Origin of the sequence: Mucilaginibacter roseus (assembly GCF_021215455.1) — a bacterium.
GTDB classification, from domain to species: domain Bacteria; phylum Bacteroidota; class Bacteroidia; order Sphingobacteriales; family Sphingobacteriaceae; genus Mucilaginibacter; species Mucilaginibacter roseus.
The window spans coordinates 494,894-514,860 of record NZ_JAJPWV010000003.1 but is presented as its reverse complement, the minus strand read 5'-3'; the positions used below and the strand labels follow the sequence as shown (position 1 = coordinate 514,860).

Genomic DNA, 19,967 nt, shown 5'->3' with positions numbered 1-19,967 from the left:
GATTGCCGACAGGCAAGCATTGAGAGCGAAGCGAAGACCCCATGCTGGCGCGATACCGGGCTACGCTACATCCCGAAGGGAGTGCAAATATATAGCTTGGGATGAAATTTAAAAATAAAGAGACATTCAGGCGGCCCGTCAAAATAAAAGCTTAAATTCAATGCTTTTAAGTCGAACCGGAACATTAAAAAAATTACAATGGTTACTTTATCAATTGTGTTGACCGCGTTTGTAGCAATAGAGCATTGTTACATTTTGTGGATGGAAATGTTTGCCTGGGAAACCGTAGGTAAAAGGGTGTTCTCTACTTCTTTGCCAAAGAAATTATTTACACCCACAAAGCGTTTGGCCGCTAATCAGGGCCTTTACAATGGCTTCCTGGTTGCGGGGTTAACATGGTCTTTTTTGATTGACGACACAGAATGCTATTAACATCCGTTTGTTCTTTTTAGGCTGTGTAGCGGTTGCAGGCATTTTTGGTGCGCTTACCGCATCAAGAAAGATATTTTTTATGCAGGCGATGCCGGCACTGCTGGCGATGTTGTTTGTTTGGTTGAGTAAATAAGGTTCTATGCTCACTTAAAGCCAATTATACGGCGGTAATATTAATATCAAAGCTCCATAATCGCATTCTTCTTTAGGTTCGAGCCAAACCATTAACCTTCAACGCTTAAACATTCTTTTCCAAAAGGGTTTCTTAGAATTTTCGCTAAGTAGTTTTTCATAGTACGATTTTGAATTTTCCTCTATTTCACTCATTATTATCTTTGACTGTTTTAGTATGTTCTCAAAATCAATGCGTTCTTCGGGTTGGATAATGTTATCCGGTTTTTGGAATAGACTATTCACAGCGTTGAACTCATCGCTAATAAATTCATTAGCTGGCCATGCAAAATTATCTAAAAGGGCCACCTCACATGCTTGTTGAGCGTAATAATACTGTGCTTTCGGCACCCAGGCAATAAGAAGATCGCTATTTAACTCGTGACCGGCCCGATGAAAATTAATTGCGTTTAGTTGAGATCCGATAGCAAGCCAGGTATCCCAGGGAGGGGCATCGCCAATATCGATGAAAAAAGCGCTTACATCTTCAGGTGCACCATCTAATACCGTTTCATTGGCTTCAAAAAACATAATTCGCCCGTAATCTCCTAAGTCTGGAATTGGAATCAGCTCAACTCTTGCTGTTTGTAATAATTTTGAGCGTTTACTGATCAGGTCATTTAAAACATTCCCCTTCAAATAATCAGGGATCTGATGGTAATAGCTTTTGGGAGATAGCTCCTGGCTCCGGTATAGATTGACTTCAAAGTCAGGATTTACCTTTTCTATCCATGTAACAGTTTCTTGAATAATGCGGATGAAATTCATTATGATTTTTTTATGTGTTTGCCAACGAGACGTTGTTTCCCATTACAAAATAGATAATTGTTATTAAATACAGATGAAAGTGTGTTATACTTTGCCTAATAATACCCTTGAGCTCCCCTCTTTTCACCGCCAAAAAAACCACACTTACCGACTACCTTAACACGTTAACCTATTTTACATTGGCTAATGTTGGTGGGCAACGTACCTTTATATCAACAAATTAATCAAATCACTAAAAACTGAAAGCCATGTACGCTCCTAACAATCCATACTATACATTCTCAGGTATTACCCCTGAAGAGGTTCTGTTTTTACAGCAAGCCACTGCCGAGCTTGACGAACAGCAGAAAAACCGCTTTTACGGTATCTACTCAACCAAGCGTAAAAATCCGCAGGATATATTGCTGGTAAGCTTGTTGGGTTTTGTGGGATTTGCCGGTATACAACGTTTTATGTTGGGGCAGATAGGCATGGGCCTTTTATATTTCTTTACTGCAGGGTTGTGCTTTATAGGCACCATTGTTGACCTGGTTAATCATAAAAACCTCACAAACGAGTACAATAAGCAAATGGCTTACGAAAGTTTCCAGATTGCTAAAATGTACCAATAAATATACTTGCAACCATGCCGCTCAACAGCGGTACTGGTAAAATACTTAATAATAGCCGGCCTGCTTATTATGCTTGCCGGCTTTGCTGTTTTTTAAGTTAGATGCGTGGGCTTAGTTAGCCGTTAGGTTATAGTCGCTTGATTCTGCAACCTGTTTTATAACTTCATTACGCTTAATGAGCAGGTTGGTAAGGTAGGCTTTCAATATCCACTTGCCAACCAGCCAGCCAATCCAGCCGAGCGGCGCTTCAAAGGCGAATATATCCTTCATGGTGGTATGTCCGTTGGTTTGTGTAAACCAATGCTCATGCCTGAAGCTTTTAAAAGCGCCCCGAACCATCTCATCGGTAAAATGCCATGGCCGGTTAAACGCCGTTATTTTGGAGGTGAGTGTTTGCCTGATGCCGAAGTGCTTCGCTCTCCAGGTAACGGTTTCACCCATGCCGATCAATCCGCTGGTACGCCCGGCAATGGCCTGCTCGCCGGTATGTTTTGTTGATTGTATATGCAAATCAATACTGCGTGCCAAATCAAATACCCGCTCCACCGGCGCACTTATTGGTGTTTGAATAACAATGGTGATGAGCGTATTCATAATTACAGCGCTACGTTTAGTCCGGCGTAATAATTTCGTAACGGTGCCGGGTTATAGTAGCGGTTCCCTACCGCGTTCAGATCGTTACCCAGGCTGTATCTTTCGTTCAGCAGGTTATCGGCAGCGGCAAATATTTCCAGCCTTGTTTTGCCTATGCGGTGCTGCCAGCTTACCCGCGCCTGTAACAGGTGATATTCGGGCGCGAAAACGGTATTGCCATCGTTAAGCGGAATGCGGTCGGTAAAGTTGTGCTGCACAAATACCGATACTGATTGGGGTAACAGTACCTGTACATTGCTCACTACTACATTACGCGGAATACCGGTAAGCCTGTTGCCCGAAAAATCTGCATCGGCAGCGCTATAACTCCTGAAGATGTACTTGCTAAAAGTATAAGCGGTGTTAAATTGCAAGCCCTTTACAAATCCGGTTCCTTTGCGCAGCAGCCAGCTGCTAAAATAAATTTCGGCACCCGGTTGGTTGGTGCCGCCAGCGTTTACATAATATTCAGTTTCATTCTCTAAACGGCGGGGCACAATGGTATTTTGCATCCTGAAATAAAATGCCGACACATCCAGGTAAGTACTTTCGTCATTGTTACGCAAGCGGAAGCCACTTTCATAGTTCCAGCCGGTTTGGGCGTTCAGCGTGGTATTTACTATGTTGTTGCTCGGGCGCACTTCAAGGTTGGTAGGCGAGGAGTAACCCCGGCTTACTGATGCCCGCCAGCTGAAATTATTGTTAATAAGATACGATAAGGCCAGCCGCGGCATTAGTTGCGCGTCAAAATTGCGCTCGCTAAAATCAGCCTCATTGGCTGGGGCAATGTTTTTAAAGCGGTATTTAAAGTAATTAAGGCTTATTGCGGCCTCAACATTAAAACGGTCAAATAACGTGGCTGCATAGCGGGTAAAAACAAAATGCTGGTTGCTGTTCAGCCGGTCGGTAGCCTGCACATCGCCGCGGGTGCCGCCGTTATTATCGTAATTGGCAATGGTTGAATTGGTTTGCTGCCACTCTACACCAAGGTCGAGCTTCCAGTTAAAGTTTGTTTTCCTGACGGAGTTAAGTTCAAAGTATGTGCGCAGGCCGTATGTGTCCTCGTTCCTGAATTCATAATTGGTGATGAACGGGTTGGCAAAGTCCACATGATTGCCAAATACGGCAGCTACATTTTTCAGCCGGTCATTAATCTGCCAGTTATTTACCAGCCCACCGAAATATATTTTTTGCCTGATGCCGATTTTTTGCTGTAAAGCCCCGGGCAGTGTAGCCGTTGGCAGACGTGCCGATTGCGGGTTGGCTTCCATTTGCGCCAGATTAAGCCCACCGGGAGTTTGGTAATTTAAATCGGAGAAAAAAGCAATAGCCTTTACCTCGTTGCCTGTGCCATATTTAAGCCGGTTGGTTGTATTTACAAAATGCCTGTACATATAACTGTTTTGCCGGTAACCCCCGTAGCTTTGGTAGGCCTGATTTACAGACAGCCCGTAATTGCCCCATTGCTGCTGCAAACCGGCATTTTCATGAAACAAGCCATACGAGCCCGCATTTATCCCGGCAGAGATGCTGTTGTCATTTGGTGATGATGTGTTTAACAGCACAACGCCACCGGTGTTGGCGCCAAACAAGCTGCCATCAGGCCCTTTTAATATTTCGATATTGCGGATGCTGTTAAAATCGAGTGCATTTAAGTAAGTGTTGCCGCCGGCATCGGTAAGCGGTATTTCATCGTAATACATCTTAATGTTACGCACGCCAAAGGGCGAGCGTAGCAGGCTTCCCCTAACGGATAGGCGGTAACTTCCCGGAGATCGCTCTTCAGCCCTGATGCCCGGTACAGTATTTAAAGCCGGTACAAATGAGGCCAATGGCTGCAACTGCAATTGCGCTGAGCTTACTACCCCTACCGATGCTGGTGTACTCAATACCGGCTGCTCGCTTAAATAGCCTTTTATCGTTACCTGTTTTAGTGTTTTTGTAGTGTCGATAGTTTGAGCAGAGGCAAAGCCCAAGCCGCTGCCAAGGGCGAATATTGTGATGAAAAGTTTTTTCACGGTATAGTAGTATAAAACAAAAATAGCCCTTTAACTGAATAGAGGGCTATTTATTAAATTAATAAATGAAGCTATTTAGCGGCCACGCGCCATATTTTATTGGCTGAGTCATCACTTACCAGTATTGATCCGTCTTTCAAAACCGCTACATCAACCGGGCGGCCGTAAACATCTCCTTTTTCAAGATCAGCAACAAAGCCGGTTAAAAAGTCCTGTAGTTGGCCGGTTGGTTTACCGTTGGCAAAGGGTGCATACATAACTTTATAACCTACAAGTTTTGAACTGTTCCATGAGCCATGCTGCGCAATGAAGGCACCACCGCGGTATTGCTGCGGAAATTTATTGCCGGTATAAAACGCCAGTCCTAATGATGCCGTATGCGGTCCTAAAGCCAGGTCGGGTACCAATGTCTTTTTCACCATCTCCGGATTCTTTTGCTTTACCGATGGATCTTCATGCTGACCGAAGTACGCATAAGGCCAACCGTAAAAGCCACCTTCTTTAACGCCTGTCAGGTAATCAGGTACCAAGCCATCGCCTAATTTGTCGCGCTCGTTAACCACGGTAAACAGTTTGCCTGTTTTAGGTTCCCAATCAGTGCCCACAGGGTTGCGCAAGCCCGAGGCATAAATGCGCTCGCCTGATCCGTCAGGGTTGATCTCCAGTATGTTCGCCCGGCGTATCTCATTGTTCAGGCCGTGCTCGGCAACATTACTGCCGGAGCCTACAGAAATGAAAATCTTTTTACCATCCTTACTTGCAATCAGGTTACGTGTCCAGTGGTTGTTGTAACCACCCGCGGGCAGGTCGAGTATCTTGGTGCCTTTCGCGGTAATTTCAGTTTGGCCGGTTTTATATGGGTAACGCCACAATCCATCGGTATTGGCTACGTAAAACCAATCACCAAGTACCAATATACCATAGGGCTGGTTCAATTTGCCTAAAAATATAGTGCGTAAATCATATTTGCCATCGCCATTGGTATCGCGAAAGAGAATCACGTCATTAGCACTTTTGCCCATGTTTTGTGATTTGTCACGACCGGTTACCAGGTCTTCAGCTTTCTTTTTGGGGCTTTTTGATTCGGTATTGGCTTCCGATACGAAGATATCGCCATTAGGCGCCACATAAATATTACGCGGGTTGCGCAGGCTATCGGCAAAAAGGCTTACCTCAAAACCCTCGGGCGCTGTAGGCATCTTATCTTTAGGCCAACCCAAAACTTGGCTGAATTTGGTGGTTGATTCCGTTTCGTAAGGTGCGGGCAGATTTACCTGTTGGTTGCTTTTATTGGTTACGGTATCGGCATCGTTATGATTGGCTTTTTTATCGCCGCCACAGCCCGCGGCCAATATGCCCAAGGCTAAAAAATATGCTGAATATCTGTTTTTCATAGGTAGATGTATTTTAAAACACTTATTTAACTACTATGAAAATTATTTGTTTGGCTCAGCTCTAAATCGTTACTTGGCATATTAAGGTTAATGTGCTACCTTATACCCCGTTATAACCAATTACATTCTTATTGTTCATGCGGCGCTTTTTTCACGGCTTTATATGTGTGTTGTTTATTGCTTTTTTATCAGGCAAGGTAACGGCACAGGTTTGTGACGGTAGCCTGGGCGATCCGGTAGTGTCAGAAAGTTTTAATCAGGGCGGAGCATTACCAAATGGGCAAGCGCAGATTATACAATTCACTACTAATACATGCCCGCAGGATGGGCAATATACCATTGTTCGCACTTACGCCCCGCCGCCCTGTAATGCGGGTACCTGGCATTCCGTTCCGTCGGATAATACGGGTAATGGCGGTTACATGATGGTGGTAAATGCATCATACGCCAAAAGTCAGTTTTTTGAGAAAAAGGTGACCGGTTTGTGCGGTAATACGGTTTACGAACTTTCAGTGTATATACTTGATTTGATGCGGCTTGATATTGAGTCGCCGGATGTTCGGCACCCGGCACTGCGGTTCTTAATTGTGGATGACAAAGACAGCACCATACGCGATACCACCATAGCCATAAGGCCTACAGCGGGGCCTGAATTTATAAAGCGGGGCGTAACATTCCGTACTACACCTAATACCGATAGCGTTACCTTGAAAATCTTTAACGATGCTGAAGGGGGTTACGGTAACGATTTTATTTTGGATGACTTTGCCTTTCGGGCCTGCGGACCACAATTAAGCAGCACTATTGATGGCTCGGCGCAGGACTTTGCAGATTGTGTTAGCAGCGGCAGGCGAAACTTTACGTTAAGAACGGCATCTCAACCGGGTTATGTTTTTCAATGGCAGCAATTTGTAAACAATAAGTGGGAAGATATAGCCGGACAAAACGGTACACAATACACGGCCAATATCGATCTTTCAGTAGCGGCGGTGCACCAGTACAGGGTAGCAGCTGCAAGGGCTGGTAATTTGGGGTCAGAGAAATGCCGGATTTACTCCTTACCGCAAAGCATAACCATCTACGCCCGGCCGGTATTGGCTCCTATCAATAGCGTCACTATTTGCCGTGGCGAAGATGTAACCATCAATCTCTCTGGAGGGGTGCGTTACCGGTTGCTTGGTCCTGACGGATTCAGTGCCGAAACCACAAATTCACAATATACCTTTCAAAAACCTGATCCACCCAGCGGATGGTCATATACTGCATACGCAGTATCCGCCGAAGGGTGTTTGAGCGATCCGCAAACTTTTCAAATCAATGTGAAACCGAAGTTTGTAGCGGATGCCGAAACAGATAAAACAGGTATATGCCGTGGCGAGTCGGCGCAGCTTAATGTTTCAACCGACGTATCCGACACCTATACCTATAGCTGGTCGCCATCAGCAGGGCTTAGCCAAGCAGACATTGTCAACCCTATAGCGAGCCCCACGCAAACAACAACCTACACGGTAAATGTTAGCAACGGCGCGTGCAGTTACACCGATACGGTAACCGTAAATATTATTGAGCCGCCCGACGTGACCGTTAGCCCGAGACGGGAGATGCTGGAGGGCGCAACTATAAAACTTGATCCGGTTTACGCAGGTGCTATCGCCACCTACAAATGGTGGCCTGAGGATGGGCTGGATAACCCAACTGATCCAAACCCAGGTATAACTGCAACTGAGGATACGCGCTACACCGTAACCGTAACGGGACCTTGCGGTATTGACACGGCCAGCGTTTTTGTACGCGTTTATCAAAAAATACAGGTGCCAAACACGTTTACGCCAAACGGAGATGGTATTAACGATGTATGGAATATCGCGGCGTTGTCAACCTATCCGGCAAGCGAAACTTTGATATTTAACCGCAACGGGCAACAGATATTCCGCAGCATTGGTTATACCACGCCGTGGGATGGCACCTTTAACAGCTCACGTTTGCCGGTAGGTACCTATTACTACATCATCGACCTTAAGAATAATACACCAAAAGTAGCAGGCTACGTTACGCTTTTGCGGTAACACGCTTTTTTTACCTTTGCAGGTATGGAAACGATATCCTGGAATGATTTTGAAAAGGTAGAACTACGGGTGGGCACTATACTCGAAGCGGCTGATTACCCGGAGGCCCGCAAACCTGCCTACAAGGTTCGGGTTGATTTTGGGGAGTTCGGCATCAAGTGGTCGAGCGCCCAGATCACCAAACACTATTTAAAGGAAGAGTTAGTTGGCCGGCAGATCGTCGGTGTGATCAATTTTCCCAAAAAGCAGATCGGTAAATTCATGTCGGAGTTTCTGGTTACCGGCTTTGCCGATGAAAACGGCGATATTGTATTAGCCGCACTCGAGCGGCCGGTCCCAAATGGCCAAAAATTAATTTAATATGGATTTGCTTAGCTGGATAATTGTCCCGCAGTTGATCGGTATAATCTTTATTCTTGCAGGATATATTCAAAAGCGTTTTCCACCAAAAAAAATTAACGGGCTTTACGGCTACCGTATGCCCAGCTCTATGAAAAACCAGGAAACCTGGAATGAGGCTAACCATTACGCCGCCCGGTATATGATGCGTTGGGGATTTGTGTTGTTGCTTGTCGGCATCGTCACAACGGCTGTTTTAAGCGCGGTTAATTTAGAACACGAAACTTTTATGTTCGTGAATTCCATATTGCTTATACCATCAGCCATAGGCTTTTGTGTCGCGCTGATGGTATCAACCGAAAAACATTTATCACGCAAATTTGATAACAAACTATAATGCGATACATCAACTTTGAGGGTGAACCCACTATATCACCCGATGATTTTTTTATGAACGAGGCGCTCAATGAGGCTAAGCAGGCGCTGGCCGAAGATGAGATACCCATTGGTGCTATTGTAGTTTGCAAGGGCAAGATAATTGGCAGGGGGCATAACCTAACCGAGCGGCTTAATGATGTATCGGCACATGCCGAAATGCAGGCGTTAACCGCTGCTGCCAATTATATGGGCGGCAAGTATTTACAGGACTGTACACTTTACGTAACGCTGGAGCCCTGTGTAATGTGCGCGGGCGCATCCTATTGGTTCCAGGTGGCGCGCATTGTTTTCGGCGCGTATGATCAGCGTATGGGTTTCGGGCGGTTAAACCAAAAGATCACTCACCCTAAAACAGAAATAACAGGAGGCATACGCGAAAATGAATGTGCTGAACTGGTGCGGAATTTTTTTAAAAGTAAGCGGAAGTCTTGAACCGGAATGTGTTCTTGAACCAGAATTTAGGGAATATAGAATTTACAGAATACGTTGATATTCTAATTCTGCTCATTCATTAATTCTGCAAATTCCGGTTCAAGACAATACAGACCAACAAATGACATTTATTTAGAACAATATGCCGCTTACGGACTTATATTTGCTGGTACAACTACAATAGTAAACTTTAAAACTAATAATCATGGCTTTTACACTACCTGCGTTACCATACGCACCCGAGGCATTAGAACCGCACATTGATAAAGCTACCATGGAGATTCACCACGGCAAGCACCACCAGGCTTATGTTACTAATTTGAACAAAGCGCTTGAAGGCAAACCGGAGGCTGATGCCAGCATTGAAGAGATTGTTGCCAACATATCAAAATACCCTGCCGCAGTACGCAACAACGGTGGTGGCCACTATAACCACTCCCTGTTTTGGACGTTGTTAGCGCCTAATGCCGGCGGTACGCCAACAGGAGCTTTGGCTGAAGCAATCAACAGCACTTTCGGCTCATTTGATGAATTGAAAACTAAACTTGCTGACGCCGGCGCTACCCGTTTTGGTTCGGGCTGGGCATGGTTAATTGTTACTGCTGATAAAAAACTGGCTGTAACCTCAACCCCTAACCAAGATAACCCGTTAATGGATATCGCCGAAGTTAAAGGTACCCCGGTTCTAGGTATCGACGTTTGGGAACATGCATACTACCTGAAATACCAGAACCGTCGCCCGGATTACCTGGCGGCTATCTGGAATGTGATTAACTGGGAAAAAGTAGCTGAGCTTTATACCAAAGCTATCGCTTAATCTCAAAAATGATTTTATAAAAAGGCGGCAGGGTGTTATATCCTGCCGCCTTTTTTATGATTGCATATCATGCAGGCATTGCGCGTAAGTAGCCCCTATGGGTACCGTATGTTTATCAATGTACACCTGGTAGCGGTCAAACCGGCTTATTTTATTCCGGGCTACCACGTAAGCCCGGTGTATGCGGATGAAGGACTTGGAGGGTAGCATCAACAGCATATCGCCAATCGTCATTCGGGTACTAAGGGAACTATCGTTATGCAGATGAACTTTCACATAATTTCCTGATGCTTCTAAAAACAGGATATCATTTATAGCTACTTTTACTTGCTCGTAGCCATCCTTTATAAAAATAGCTTCGGGCGCACCTGTCACATGCTGCTTGTTTCTGAGTTCATATAATTCGAGGGCTTTGTTACAGGCCTTTAAAAATCGCGCCAGCGAAAATGGTTTTAATAGATAGTCTACCGCGTTGAGCTCAAAGCTTTTTACCGCATGTTCTGAATAGGCTGTTGTAAACACCACCATAGGCGGGCTGGTAAGGCTGTTCATAAAGTCTATTCCGCTGATATCGGGCATCTTGATATCTAAAAATATCAGGTCGACCTTGTTGCGCTGCAAATAGCCGAGTGCCTCAAAAGCGTTTGTGAAGTAACCATCCATTTGTATAAAGGGTACTTTTTGGGCATGCGTGCGTACAATATCTAACGCGATGGGTTCATCATCAATGGCAATGGCAATCATGTTATAAAGTTAAACGGCATCTTCTAACTGCAAGGTAAGGTGTACAAAAAAGTCTTTCGCGGTTTCGCGGATAATTAATTCGTGCTTGTTGTTGTAAAGCAGATTCAGGCGTTGCTTCACATTTTCGAGCCCGATGCCGCTTTGCCCCTTTTCTGGGTCATTATCGCTTTTCAGGTGAATGCTGTTATGCACATCAAAGTAAAGGGTATTGCCGCTGGTTACCAGTTTCATTTTTATAAATGAAGGATTAATAAGGCTGATGCCATGCTTAAAGGCATTCTCAACAAAAGGGATAAGCAGCATAGGCGCTATTAGCAGATCAGGATTATCATTACTTATCTCGGCCTCAATTACAACATTGGCAGATGTAGCGGTGCGTAGCTTTTGCAACAGGATGTAGTTGTTGAGATAATCAATATCCATGGTCAGCGCTATTTTATCTTTCATGTTTTCCTGGAGCATTAGGCGCATCATATCGCCAAGCTTTTGTATGCCCTCGCCGGTGCGTTCCGCGTTTTCCTGCAAGGCGGTACCATACAAAGTATTTAAGGCGTTAAATAAAAAGTGCGGGTTTATCTGCGATTTTAAAAAGTTAAGGTTGGCATCGGTTTGCCCAAGTTCGGTTTTAAGCTCGTTTATTTGCTGGTCTAATTTTCTGTTACGGCTTTTAAAATTGCTCCAGGCAAAAGGAATTACAAACAGTAAGTGTGTCAATAGGCATATTACCAGCAGCGCTTCAATATCGTTCCCTTGAACTTTAAAGTTTAGCAGATCGAGCCTGAAAGCTTCATTTAAACTGTAAGGGTAATTGTGTTCTTTTAATTGAGCTACTGTTAGTATAGTTACTAATGTTGAAAGAGCTATACAAGGCATAATCCTTATAAAATAGTTTAAAAAAAGCCATTTTTTATGTTGATTTCGTGGCAATATGCGGTACATGGCGTACAGATAAACAATGATACAAGCGGGTATTACCAATAAAATAAAAACCCTTATTACTGTGTTTATATCAACAAATACAGAAGCTACGGTCAAAAAAATCCAGCTTGCGGTAAGTAATCCGCTTTCGTAATTTAAGGCATTAGTAGCTGATCTGTTAGTCCGTGTAAACAGGATGATCCATAATCTGAGCGCCAGAAGCGCACCAAAGTAAATGCTGATTAAGTTAAGCAACAGCGATACTGCTATCAGCGCATATACTAAAACCGCCGGCCTGGCAGATTGGCCTTCTGGTTTTTTAAACTCCGGGGCTACGTAAGCGCACAATAACAAATAGCATACAAATGTTACGGCATATTTAAAGGCAGCCGGGGCAAGCAAAAACCCGTAGGTAGTTGGAATGCCGTTTAAACGATTGATTTTAACAATATCTGCTGCATCAAACAGGTGAACAATAAACGTAGCTAAGATGACGAGTGCAACCAATAAAAGCTCAATGAGCGTTTCGGTTTTTAATTTAGTTTGGAGAGATTTAAGCATAAGGTGATTTGTTTAGGGCAATGGTACGCAACACGGTTTTCCAAAAGTAAAAAATGTGACCAACAGTGCGATAAATGTGACCAAAGCGGAATTTTGATAGTTTTACCCCATAGTCGCTTAGTTCGGGTTTTCGGAACAGTGATTGCTCCGCCTAAATATAAAGTAAAGTTTAATTATGAAAGCCATTGTACTGGAAGGGCTGAATCAGCCATTAACCGTAAAAGATATTGATAAACCGACGCCCAAACCCGGAGAAGTGCTGGTGCAGTTAAAAGCGGCATCATTAAACCGTCGCGATTGGTGGATAACGCAAGGTAAATATCCGGGCATAGCTTATCCTGCGGTAATCGGTTCTGACGGTGCGGGTACAGTTGTCGAAGCAGGCAGTGATGCCGACAGCAACTGGATTGGTAAGGATGTAGTAATATACCCCGCGCGCGGTTGGGGGGAGAGTACTGAACACCAATCAAAAGACTTTAACATTATAGGTTTGCCGCCCGACCAAGGCACTTTAGCTGAGTATATAGCCGTACCGGTAACCGATATACAAGCCAAACCCATGCATCTTGATTTTGAGCAAACCGCAACATTACCCGTAGCGGGTTTAACCACCTTTCGGGCGTTGTTTACCAGAGGGCAGGCAAAAAAAGAAGATAAGGTGCTGATAACCGGCGTTGGCGGCGGAACCGGGGTTTTTGCCTTGCAATATGCTTTAGCTGCAGGCTGCCAGGTTTTTGTAACATCCGGCTCGGCCGAAAAGATTGAACGGGCAAGAAAGTTGGGAGCTTCGGCAGGGGTTAATTATAAGGCTCAGGATTGGGCGGAGCAGTTGCACCAGTTATCTGGTGGTGGTTTTGATGTGATTTTGGATAGCGCGTTAGGGCAGGGCTTTGAAAAGCTGATTGACATATGCAAACCGGGTGGACGCATCGTATTTTGGGGCGGCACCGCAGGCAGTATTCCAGAGCTTAACGGTCGAAAAATATTCTGGAATCACATCAGTATATTAGGTACAACGCTTGGCGCTCCCGCCGAATTTGAGCAGATGCTCCAATTCATCGCCGAGCATAAAATTGAACCGGTTATTGATGAAATATTTCCGTTAGCTGAGGCTGAAAAAGCAATCAGGAAGATGGATGATTCAAGTCAGTTTGGTAAGTTGGTGTTAAGAATAGGCTAATGCTACAGTTAAGGGTTGAGAAGATAGAACAAGAAACGGCTGATACATCAACGTTTTACCTGAGCAATGTAACCGGCGAAAAGGTAAGCTATAAAGCCGGGCAGTTTATTACGCTGGTATTTGATCATCATCATGAGGAAATACGCCGATCGTACTCGCTCAGTTCATCACCTGATGAAGCATTGCTGGCTATTACCGTAAAGCGCATCCCCAACGGCGAAATATCACGCTTTATGTTTACCAAGGTTAAGGTTGGCGATGTCTTGCGCGCTGTTGAACCGGCCGGCCGGTTTCTTATCAGTCGTCCCGAACAAAAGAAAGATATTATCATATTCGCCGCCGGGAGCGGTATTACGCCGGTATTTTCGCAACTGAAATATCATTTGGCGAGAGATGGCAAGAGTAGTATAACTGTTGTCTATAGCAGTCTTAGCGAGTTATCAATTATTTTTAAGCAGCAATTGCATGACTTGACTGCTATGCATCCAGAAAGGTTAAAAGTAATACACCTGTTAAGCAGCGAAGCAAACCGGCTTAATAATATTATGGCTGAAAAGCTTGTTAGGCAGCACACGCCTAATGGTTTGCTCAATGCTGATTTCTATCTGTGCGGGCCATTCGCTTATATGCGTATGCTTAGGTTGACTTTGCTGTATATGGGCATTGAACCACAGCGCATCCGTAAAGAAAATTTTGTAATAGAAACGGTTGCCGTTGCCCCGCCTGTGCTTAATTATCCGCCCCAAAAAGTAGGCATTAACTATAGGGGCGAGCGTTATGATATTATAGCCGGGGAAAATCAATCCATATTACAGGCTGCCCTGCAAAATGGTATTCAATTATCTTACAGCTGCAAAGCAGGCGTATGCTCAGCCTGCGCGGTTATTTGTAAAAGCGGCAAAGTCGAAATGGTGCGTAACGACGTACTCACCGCCGAAGACTTAGCCGCAGGCTGGATACTCACCTGCACCGGCCACCCGGTAACGGAAGTGGAGATAGAGGGATAGTGAGTTGTGAATGATGAGTTGGAAGTAGTGAATATATGGTTAGGTAGTTGTTAATATGGATTAGATGCGAGTACAAATCTCTATTAACACTCTACTGTTCATTACTGACTATTCACCATTCACCGCTCGCCTCTTATATATCCATTATCTCTTTCTTTTTCTTGGTTTTTAGCCTTTTGGGTATAAAGTCAAGTATCTCATTTTTGAGAGCCTCAATCATGCGGCGCTTTAAAAAGTTGCGCGGAATAACGATGCTCACCTCGCGCGCCGGTTCCGGCGATTTAAAGTAACGCACGCGGTCCAGTTGTTTCTCTGTCAAATCGGCGAGGGCGAGTTCTGGTAGTATGGTAGCGCCATTGTTTTGGTCAACCATGCGTTTCAATGTTTCAACGCTGCCCGTGTTGTATTCAAAATGCTGAAATCCGCGTGTGCTTTTTCGGCGCTGGCAAATATTCAAAACCTGCTCACGCATGCAGTGCCCCTCGTTAAGTACCCATATCTCTTCTACATCAATGTCATCAGGCTGAATGCTTTTCTTTTTAAACAGGTTGCTATCGCGCGATACGTAGGCCACAAAGTTTTCGTAAAACACTGGTATTTCTGTTAGTGAGGCCTCGTGCAGCGGTGTTGAGAGGATGCCGCAATCAATCATGCCCATCTTTAATTGCTGTATGATCTGCTCGGTGGTTTGCTCCCATACTACCAGCTTTACCTGCGGATATTTCTCAATAAAGCTGGTGATGATTTTAGGGAGTATGTACGGCGCAATGGTAGGGATAATGCCTACTTTGAGTTCACCTGAAAGTTCCTTCTGTCTATCGCTGATGATCTCTTTTATCTTTTCGCTTTCGGCCAATAAAACCCGCGCCTGGCTAATCACCTCTATGCCTATTTCCGTAGGTATAACGGGCTGCTTGGTGCGGTCAAAAAGTTTTACGCCTAAAGTGTCCTCAAGCTTTTGTATTTGCATGCTCAAGGTTGGTTGCGTTACAAAACATTTTTCGGCAGCAGTAACAAAACTGCGGTAAGTGTCAACGGCTACAATGTATTCCAGCTGTGTAATAGTCATGTTATAGAATAAATTGATGCAAATTTAATTTTATCATTGATTTATTCTATTGGTTTGCCTGTGTTTTTATCCACAATAAAAAAACGGGTTGTTACATTGTAACAACCCGTTTAAACTAAATGAAATGTTCATTATTCAACCGTTACCGATTTTGCCAGGTTCCGCGGCTGATCTACATTACAACCGCGCATTACAGCGATGTGATAGGAGAGCAACTGCAGCGGTATAGTAGCTAACAGCGGTACAAAGGCCTCGCCGGTTTGCGGTATCTCTATTACATAGTCGGCCATATCCTTAACGGCAGTGTCTCCCTCGCTTACAATGGCGATCACTCTGCCGCCCCGCGCCTTTACTTCCTGTATGTTGCTGATTACTTTCTCGTATGATGAATGTTTGGTGGCGATAAATACCACCGGCATCTCGGTATCAATCAATGCTATCGGCCCGTGTTTCATTTCGGCAGCGGGGTAGCCCTCCGCATGAATGTAGGATATCTCTTTAAGCTTCAAAGCTCCCTCAAGTGCTACCGGGAACGAGCTGCCCCTGCCCAGAAAAAGGCAGTTACGGCTATCCTTAAACTTGGCGGCTATTTCCTTTATCTCGTCGTTTGTTTTTAAAGCTTTTTCAATCAGTGTTGGTATGGCGTCCAGTTCAGTCAGGTATTCTATCAGTTTGCTTTGGGTTATAGCGCCGCGCTGCTGCGCCATATAAAAGGCCATCAAGGTTAACACGGTCACCTGCGATGTAAAGGCCTTGGTCGAGGCAACGCCTATTTCGGGCCCGGCATGCGTATACACACCCGCGTGCGTGATACGTGGGATAGATGCGCCCACCACGTTACATACGCCAAATATGGTAGCGCCTTTTTCCTTAGCCAGCTCTATAGCCGCCATGGTATCAGCTGTTTCTCCGGATTGTGATATGGCTATCACCAAATCTTTTTCGGTAATGATCGGGTTGCGGTATCTGAATTCCGAAGCGTACTCCACCTCTACTGGTATGCGCGCGTATTCCTCAATCAAATATTCGCCTACCAAACCGGCATGCCATGATGTGCCGCAGGCTACTATGATAATACGGTCGAGGTTGCGGAGCTTATCGGCATACTCTTTTATACCACCTAATTGTACATTGCCCTGCTGCGGATAAATGCGACCACGCAGGCAATCACGTATTGATCGTGGCTGCTCGTAAATCTCCTTCAGCATAAAGTGATCGTATCCACCTTTTTCCAGCATTTCCAACTTCAGGTCAAGTTCCTGGATGTAGGGTGTTTGTACCGTATTGTCAATGTTTTTTATCAGTAGCTCTTCGCGGGTAAGGTAAGCGATCTCGTTATCGTTCAGGTAAATTACATTCTTGGTATACTCCACAATCGGCGTAGCGTCCGAAGCTATAAAGTATTCGCCTTCACCCACGCCGATAACCATCGGACTACCCTTGCGCGCCGCGATGAGCAGATTGGGGTCGTCCTCGCTCATTATAACAATAGCATAAGCGCCAATTACCTTATTAAGTGCAATGCGTACGGCTTCCTTCAGGTCCATTCCTGTAGCCGTGGCAATATCTTCAACCAGGTGAATTAAAACTTCGGTGTCGGTATCGCTTTTAAATACATGTCCTTTTGCAAGCAGTGTTTCCTTAATGGTAGCGTAGTTTTCAATAATGCCATTATGAATGATGGTTAGCTTGCGGTTATTTGAGGCATGCGGATGCGAGTTGCGATCGCTTGGAGCACCGTGTGTAGCCCAGCGGGTATGGCCCATGCCGATAGTGCCCGTTACCGGCAAGTTTTTAGCAAACTCTTCGAGCGCGCTTACCTTGCCTGCTTTTTTGTAAACTTTAATACCATCATTATATATAGAGATGCCCGCGCTGTCATACCCGCGGTATTCCAGCCGGTGCAAACCTTTTATTATTATTGAATAGGCTTCACGGTGACCTATATATCCAACTATTCCGCACATTGTTTCAGGTTTTTGTTTGTAGATTGATTGTTGCAAATGTAACGAGGTTTAGCGCAATCAAGTGTAAGGCTGCCAAATTAATTGTGCACCTTTGCGCAATCTATTTTTAGTATTAAAGGCATGATCTTAATAACAGGCGCAACGGGTTTTTTAGGGGCTGAAGTAGCCATGCAGTTAGTAAAGCAGGGTGAACGTGTGCGTTGCACAAAACGTAAATCATCTGTTGTGCCCACTATATTGACGCCTTTCTCTGGAAACATTGAGTGGGTTGATGCCGATATACTGGATGTTTTTGCGCTTGAGGATGCTTTTGCAGGCGTAACGCGGGTGTATCATGCTGCTGCATGGGTATCATTAAAGCAAAAGGATAAGGATCCCATGATAGCCGCCAACGTTGCAGGCACAGCTAATGTAGTAAACCTTTGTCTCGATAATAACTGCAAGTTGGTGCATGTAAGCTCAATAGCGGCACTGGGTTTAGCAAAACCTGGTGAGGTTATTACCGAGAATACGCATTTAGATGTAAGCACCGAGACGGATGGCTATGCCATATCAAAACTGGAAAGTGAGATGGAAGTTTGGCGAGGTATTGCAGAGGGGCTGGATGCCGTGATCGTAAACCCATCATTAATTATAGGCAAAAATGCCGGCGACGAGGGTACGGGGCAAATATTTAACACTGTACGTAAAGGCCTTAAATTTTATACCAGCGGCACTGCCGGACTGGTTGATGTGCAGGATGTAGCCAAATGCATGATCGCCTTAATGAACAGTGATATCACCGCCGAACGTTTTATAATAAATGCTGAGAATCGCGCTTACAAGCAACTGGTTGAAGAGATAGCGCAAGGCTACGGTATACCAGCGCCAGCCAAAGAAGCAAAACCCTGGATGATGAACCTGGCCTGGCGCGCGGCCGCCCTGGTTGCGGCTTTAACAGGTAAAGACCCTGTGCTGGATAAAATAGCCGCTCAATCGGCCGTTACCACCAAGTATTTTGACAATTCTAAAATAAAGAAAGCAATCGGGATAGAATTTAAGCCGGTGAGCGAGAGTATAAAGGAGATTTGTGCTGTATAACAGCCTATGCAAAGCTAATTACTATTGGCTTTGCATAGGCTGAAAGTTATTTAATAGGCATAAAATTGCACCCCTTCGTAAGCATAAGTACCGGTGCCGTTTATAAATTCATTTTGGTTTTTAGTATAAAAGTGGTCTCCGGTTTGTGTATTGTAATAACCATATACAGGTACAGCGCCATTTGTTGCCGAAGCATAAGCATAAAAAGCTACCCGCTCATAAGTGTAACCCGAGTATGAGCCCAGAGTCCGCGTATAATAATGATCGCCGTTACCTGAATTATAATAACGATAAACTGGAGATGTGCCGGAAATTTGTGATGTCGGTGCAAAAAAGCCTACTCCTTCGAATAAATAGCTGTTATTGCCCCCTTGCGATAGCTCATAATAGTTGCTTGTGTAAAAATGATCGCCATTGCCGACATTGTTATATCTGAATACGGGTGACATACCGGCAACAGGCGGGTTTTCCGGATAAATAAACTGAACCGCTATTTTATCATAATCAGATAGCTGTGTAGCGCCGTAAGAACACTCTCCGCTATTCATTAAAGAAACATAATCATAACCGGTAGGCGTACCTAGTATATGGGTGGTATTATATTTTGCTCCATTACCTGTAGTTCCGGAGCCCGCATCGCCAACGGCAAACCAATTGGTATGAGCCAGCCCTATTGTATGCCCTAACTCATGGGTTACAGTGCGCTGCCTTTGGTCAAAAGACATACTGGTTGTGACCGCTAAATTTATCCATATCTGATTGCCGGGCGCACCGTTCATGGGGTAATAAGCTGCACCGCAAGTGTTAGTGCCTAAAGAGCCATTCGTGATGGTTACATTTGGTGGGGCATAAGGAACGCCTTGTCCGTTATGTATAATAAACTTTACCCTGCAATTAGGTACGTTATTCCATTGCGTTATGGCAGAATTTATTTCATTAACATAGCTGTTCATAGAAGGGTCTATTTTAATGATGACATTTGACAGTAATCCTAAATAGTTTTGTGAACCATACTGATCAACTCGAAGCTTGTTGTTATTTTTCTTTAATAACTCTTCTACTTGTTTTTTTGAAAAAAGAATATCTTCATTAACAAGATAATTTTCTCCAATATCCTTTATCTCTGATTCGCGAAAGCCAAGGGATTTAATGTAATCTATTGCAGTTTTTATCGGCTTTTCCACAGCCTCATTAGATTTTACGGATGGTTCCTTTTTACACGAATTAAAAAGAAAAAGTAATGTGCACAGCAGCATGCCATAGCGTAACAAGTGATTTCTCATAATGATAATGTTTAAATTGAAATCAAATATAAATTTTTA

Annotated in this window: 20 protein-coding genes; 11 read left to right on the top strand and 9 right to left on the bottom strand. The window is 44.5% G+C overall.

Going from position 1 to position 19,967, the window contains the following annotated elements:
* The first annotated feature begins 198 nt into the window (after positions 1-198).
* Both LT679_RS18620 and LT679_RS18615 read left to right on the top strand, forming a co-directional pair.
* On the top strand, positions 199-432 hold the full coding sequence (locus LT679_RS18620; protein WP_317206545.1) for a DUF1304 domain-containing protein: 234 nt from the start codon (positions 199-201) through the stop codon (positions 430-432).
* A complete protein-coding gene (locus tag LT679_RS18615; protein ID WP_262909278.1) occupies positions 410-565 on the top strand; it encodes a DUF1304 domain-containing protein in 156 nt (51 codons plus the stop codon). Before LT679_RS18620 ends, LT679_RS18615 begins: the two co-directional genes overlap by 23 nt.
* A gap of 98 nt (positions 566-663) precedes the next feature.
* On the opposite strand, the gene LT679_RS11470 is transcribed toward LT679_RS18615, so the two are convergent.
* Positions 664-1,371: a hypothetical protein gene (locus tag LT679_RS11470; protein ID WP_232177727.1), complete on the bottom strand. Its 708-nt coding sequence runs from the start codon at positions 1,369-1,371 to the stop codon at positions 664-666.
* 248 nt (positions 1,372-1,619) lie between these two features.
* On the opposite strand from LT679_RS11470, the gene LT679_RS11465 reads away from it, so the two are divergent.
* Positions 1,620-1,982, top strand: coding sequence for a TM2 domain-containing protein (locus tag LT679_RS11465; RefSeq protein ID WP_232177725.1), 363 nt, complete (start codon positions 1,620-1,622; stop codon positions 1,980-1,982).
* A gap of 111 nt (positions 1,983-2,093) precedes the next feature.
* Here the strand turns inward: LT679_RS11465 and LT679_RS11460 are convergent, their stop codons facing one another.
* The 3 genes from LT679_RS11460 to LT679_RS11450 form a co-directional block, all read right to left on the bottom strand.
* Positions 2,094-2,576 (bottom strand): SRPBCC family protein, encoded by a 483-nt coding sequence (locus LT679_RS11460; protein WP_232177724.1) that lies wholly within the window; start codon positions 2,574-2,576, stop codon positions 2,094-2,096.
* Between the two features lie 2 nt (positions 2,577-2,578).
* Positions 2,579-4,633, bottom strand: coding sequence for a TonB-dependent receptor (locus LT679_RS11455; RefSeq protein ID WP_232177723.1), 2,055 nt, complete (start codon positions 4,631-4,633; stop codon positions 2,579-2,581).
* A 71-nt stretch (positions 4,634-4,704) separates the two neighbouring features.
* Positions 4,705-6,027, bottom strand: a complete 1,323-nt coding sequence (locus LT679_RS11450) for a PQQ-dependent sugar dehydrogenase (RefSeq protein WP_232177722.1) — start codon at positions 6,025-6,027, stop codon at positions 4,705-4,707.
* 137 nt (positions 6,028-6,164) lie between these two features.
* Here LT679_RS11450 and LT679_RS11445 point away from each other — a divergent pair, with 137 nt between their 5' ends.
* The 5 genes from LT679_RS11445 to LT679_RS11425 all read left to right on the top strand — a co-directional run bounded on the left by LT679_RS11445 (position 6,165) and on the right by LT679_RS11425 (position 10,119).
* Entirely contained in the window at positions 6,165-8,093 is a 1,929-nt protein-coding gene (locus LT679_RS11445) for a gliding motility-associated C-terminal domain-containing protein (protein WP_232177720.1), read from the top strand.
* A gap of 24 nt (positions 8,094-8,117) precedes the next feature.
* Positions 8,118-8,453 carry a tRNA-binding protein gene (locus tag LT679_RS11440; RefSeq protein WP_232177719.1) on the top strand — a complete coding sequence of 112 codons (336 nt, stop codon included), beginning with the start codon at positions 8,118-8,120 and terminating at the stop codon, positions 8,451-8,453.
* A 1-nt stretch (position 8,454) separates the two neighbouring features.
* Positions 8,455-8,829 carry an SdpI family protein gene (locus LT679_RS11435; RefSeq protein WP_262909277.1) on the top strand — a complete coding sequence of 125 codons (375 nt, stop codon included), beginning with the start codon at positions 8,455-8,457 and terminating at the stop codon, positions 8,827-8,829.
* On the top strand, positions 8,829-9,302 hold the full coding sequence (locus LT679_RS11430; protein ID WP_232177717.1) for a nucleoside deaminase: 474 nt from the start codon (positions 8,829-8,831) through the stop codon (positions 9,300-9,302). Before LT679_RS11435 ends, LT679_RS11430 begins: the two co-directional genes overlap by 1 nt.
* Positions 9,303-9,507: 205 nt before the next feature.
* The gene (locus LT679_RS11425; RefSeq protein WP_232177716.1) at positions 9,508-10,119 is read left to right on the top strand and encodes a superoxide dismutase; all 612 of its coding nucleotides are present in this window, start codon (positions 9,508-9,510) and stop codon (positions 10,117-10,119) included.
* A gap of 54 nt (positions 10,120-10,173) precedes the next feature.
* Here the strand turns inward: LT679_RS11425 and LT679_RS11420 are convergent, their stop codons facing one another.
* Both LT679_RS11420 and LT679_RS11415 read right to left on the bottom strand, forming a co-directional pair.
* Positions 10,174-10,863, bottom strand: a complete 690-nt coding sequence (locus LT679_RS11420; RefSeq protein ID WP_232177715.1) for a LytR/AlgR family response regulator transcription factor — start codon at positions 10,861-10,863, stop codon at positions 10,174-10,176.
* A gap of 9 nt (positions 10,864-10,872) precedes the next feature.
* Complete coding sequence (locus LT679_RS11415) at positions 10,873-12,342, bottom strand: sensor histidine kinase (protein ID WP_232177714.1); 1,470 nt, start codon at positions 12,340-12,342, stop codon at positions 10,873-10,875.
* Positions 12,343-12,517: 175 nt separating this feature from the next.
* On the opposite strand from LT679_RS11415, the gene LT679_RS11410 reads away from it, so the two are divergent.
* Together LT679_RS11410 and LT679_RS11405 are read left to right on the top strand one after the other, a co-directional pair.
* Complete coding sequence (locus LT679_RS11410; RefSeq protein WP_232177713.1) at positions 12,518-13,522, top strand: quinone oxidoreductase family protein; 1,005 nt, start codon at positions 12,518-12,520, stop codon at positions 13,520-13,522.
* On the top strand, positions 13,522-14,529 hold the full coding sequence (locus tag LT679_RS11405; RefSeq protein WP_232177712.1) for a ferredoxin--NADP reductase: 1,008 nt from the start codon (positions 13,522-13,524) through the stop codon (positions 14,527-14,529). Before LT679_RS11410 ends, LT679_RS11405 begins: the two co-directional genes overlap by 1 nt.
* A gap of 133 nt (positions 14,530-14,662) precedes the next feature.
* Here LT679_RS11405 and LT679_RS11400 read toward each other — a convergent pair whose 3' ends face one another.
* The gene (locus tag LT679_RS11400) at positions 14,663-15,598 is read right to left on the bottom strand and encodes a hydrogen peroxide-inducible genes activator (protein ID WP_232177711.1); all 936 of its coding nucleotides are present in this window, start codon (positions 15,596-15,598) and stop codon (positions 14,663-14,665) included.
* Between the two features lie 131 nt (positions 15,599-15,729).
* Complete coding sequence (gene glmS, locus LT679_RS11395; RefSeq protein ID WP_232177710.1) at positions 15,730-17,565, bottom strand: glutamine--fructose-6-phosphate transaminase (isomerizing); 1,836 nt, start codon at positions 17,563-17,565, stop codon at positions 15,730-15,732.
* Between the two features lie 120 nt (positions 17,566-17,685).
* Here glmS and LT679_RS11390 point away from each other — a divergent pair, with 120 nt between their 5' ends.
* On the top strand, positions 17,686-18,645 hold the full coding sequence (locus LT679_RS11390) for an NAD-dependent epimerase/dehydratase family protein (RefSeq protein WP_232177709.1): 960 nt from the start codon (positions 17,686-17,688) through the stop codon (positions 18,643-18,645).
* A gap of 50 nt (positions 18,646-18,695) precedes the next feature.
* Here the strand turns inward: LT679_RS11390 and LT679_RS11385 are convergent, their stop codons facing one another.
* Positions 18,696-19,928 (bottom strand): M57 family metalloprotease, encoded by a 1,233-nt coding sequence (locus LT679_RS11385; RefSeq protein WP_232177708.1) that lies wholly within the window; start codon positions 19,926-19,928, stop codon positions 18,696-18,698.
* Positions 19,929-19,967 lie beyond the last annotated feature (39 nt).

Excerpts from the sequence above, each read along its gene's own strand:
- LT679_RS18620 (WP_317206545.1), top strand. The coding sequence starts at position 199 with ATGGTTACTTTATCAATTGTGTTGACCGCGTTTGTAGCAATAGAGCAT.
- LT679_RS11470 (WP_232177727.1), bottom strand. The coding sequence starts at position 1,371 with ATGAATTTCATCCGCATTATTCAAGAAACTGTTACATGGATAGAAAAG.
- LT679_RS11465 (WP_232177725.1), top strand. The coding sequence starts at position 1,620 with ATGTACGCTCCTAACAATCCATACTATACATTCTCAGGTATTACCCCT.
- LT679_RS11460 (WP_232177724.1), bottom strand. The coding sequence starts at position 2,576 with ATGAATACGCTCATCACCATTGTTATTCAAACACCAATAAGTGCGCCG.
- LT679_RS11450 (WP_232177722.1), bottom strand. The coding sequence starts at position 6,027 with ATGAAAAACAGATATTCAGCATATTTTTTAGCCTTGGGCATATTGGCC.
- LT679_RS11445 (WP_232177720.1), top strand. The coding sequence starts at position 6,165 with ATGCGGCGCTTTTTTCACGGCTTTATATGTGTGTTGTTTATTGCTTTT.
- LT679_RS11440 (WP_232177719.1), top strand. The coding sequence starts at position 8,118 with ATGGAAACGATATCCTGGAATGATTTTGAAAAGGTAGAACTACGGGTG.
- LT679_RS11435 (WP_262909277.1), top strand. The coding sequence starts at position 8,455 with ATGGATTTGCTTAGCTGGATAATTGTCCCGCAGTTGATCGGTATAATC.
- LT679_RS11430 (WP_232177717.1), top strand. The coding sequence starts at position 8,829 with ATGCGATACATCAACTTTGAGGGTGAACCCACTATATCACCCGATGAT.
- LT679_RS11425 (WP_232177716.1), top strand. The coding sequence starts at position 9,508 with ATGGCTTTTACACTACCTGCGTTACCATACGCACCCGAGGCATTAGAA.
- LT679_RS11420 (WP_232177715.1), bottom strand. The coding sequence starts at position 10,863 with ATGATTGCCATTGCCATTGATGATGAACCCATCGCGTTAGATATTGTA.
- LT679_RS11415 (WP_232177714.1), bottom strand. The coding sequence starts at position 12,342 with ATGCTTAAATCTCTCCAAACTAAATTAAAAACCGAAACGCTCATTGAG.
- LT679_RS11410 (WP_232177713.1), top strand. The coding sequence starts at position 12,518 with ATGAAAGCCATTGTACTGGAAGGGCTGAATCAGCCATTAACCGTAAAA.
- LT679_RS11405 (WP_232177712.1), top strand. The coding sequence starts at position 13,522 with ATGCTACAGTTAAGGGTTGAGAAGATAGAACAAGAAACGGCTGATACA.
- LT679_RS11400 (WP_232177711.1), bottom strand. The coding sequence starts at position 15,598 with ATGACTATTACACAGCTGGAATACATTGTAGCCGTTGACACTTACCGC.
- glmS (WP_232177710.1), bottom strand. The coding sequence starts at position 17,565 with ATGTGCGGAATAGTTGGATATATAGGTCACCGTGAAGCCTATTCAATA.
- LT679_RS11390 (WP_232177709.1), top strand. The coding sequence starts at position 17,686 with ATGATCTTAATAACAGGCGCAACGGGTTTTTTAGGGGCTGAAGTAGCC.
- LT679_RS11385 (WP_232177708.1), bottom strand. The coding sequence starts at position 19,928 with ATGAGAAATCACTTGTTACGCTATGGCATGCTGCTGTGCACATTACTT.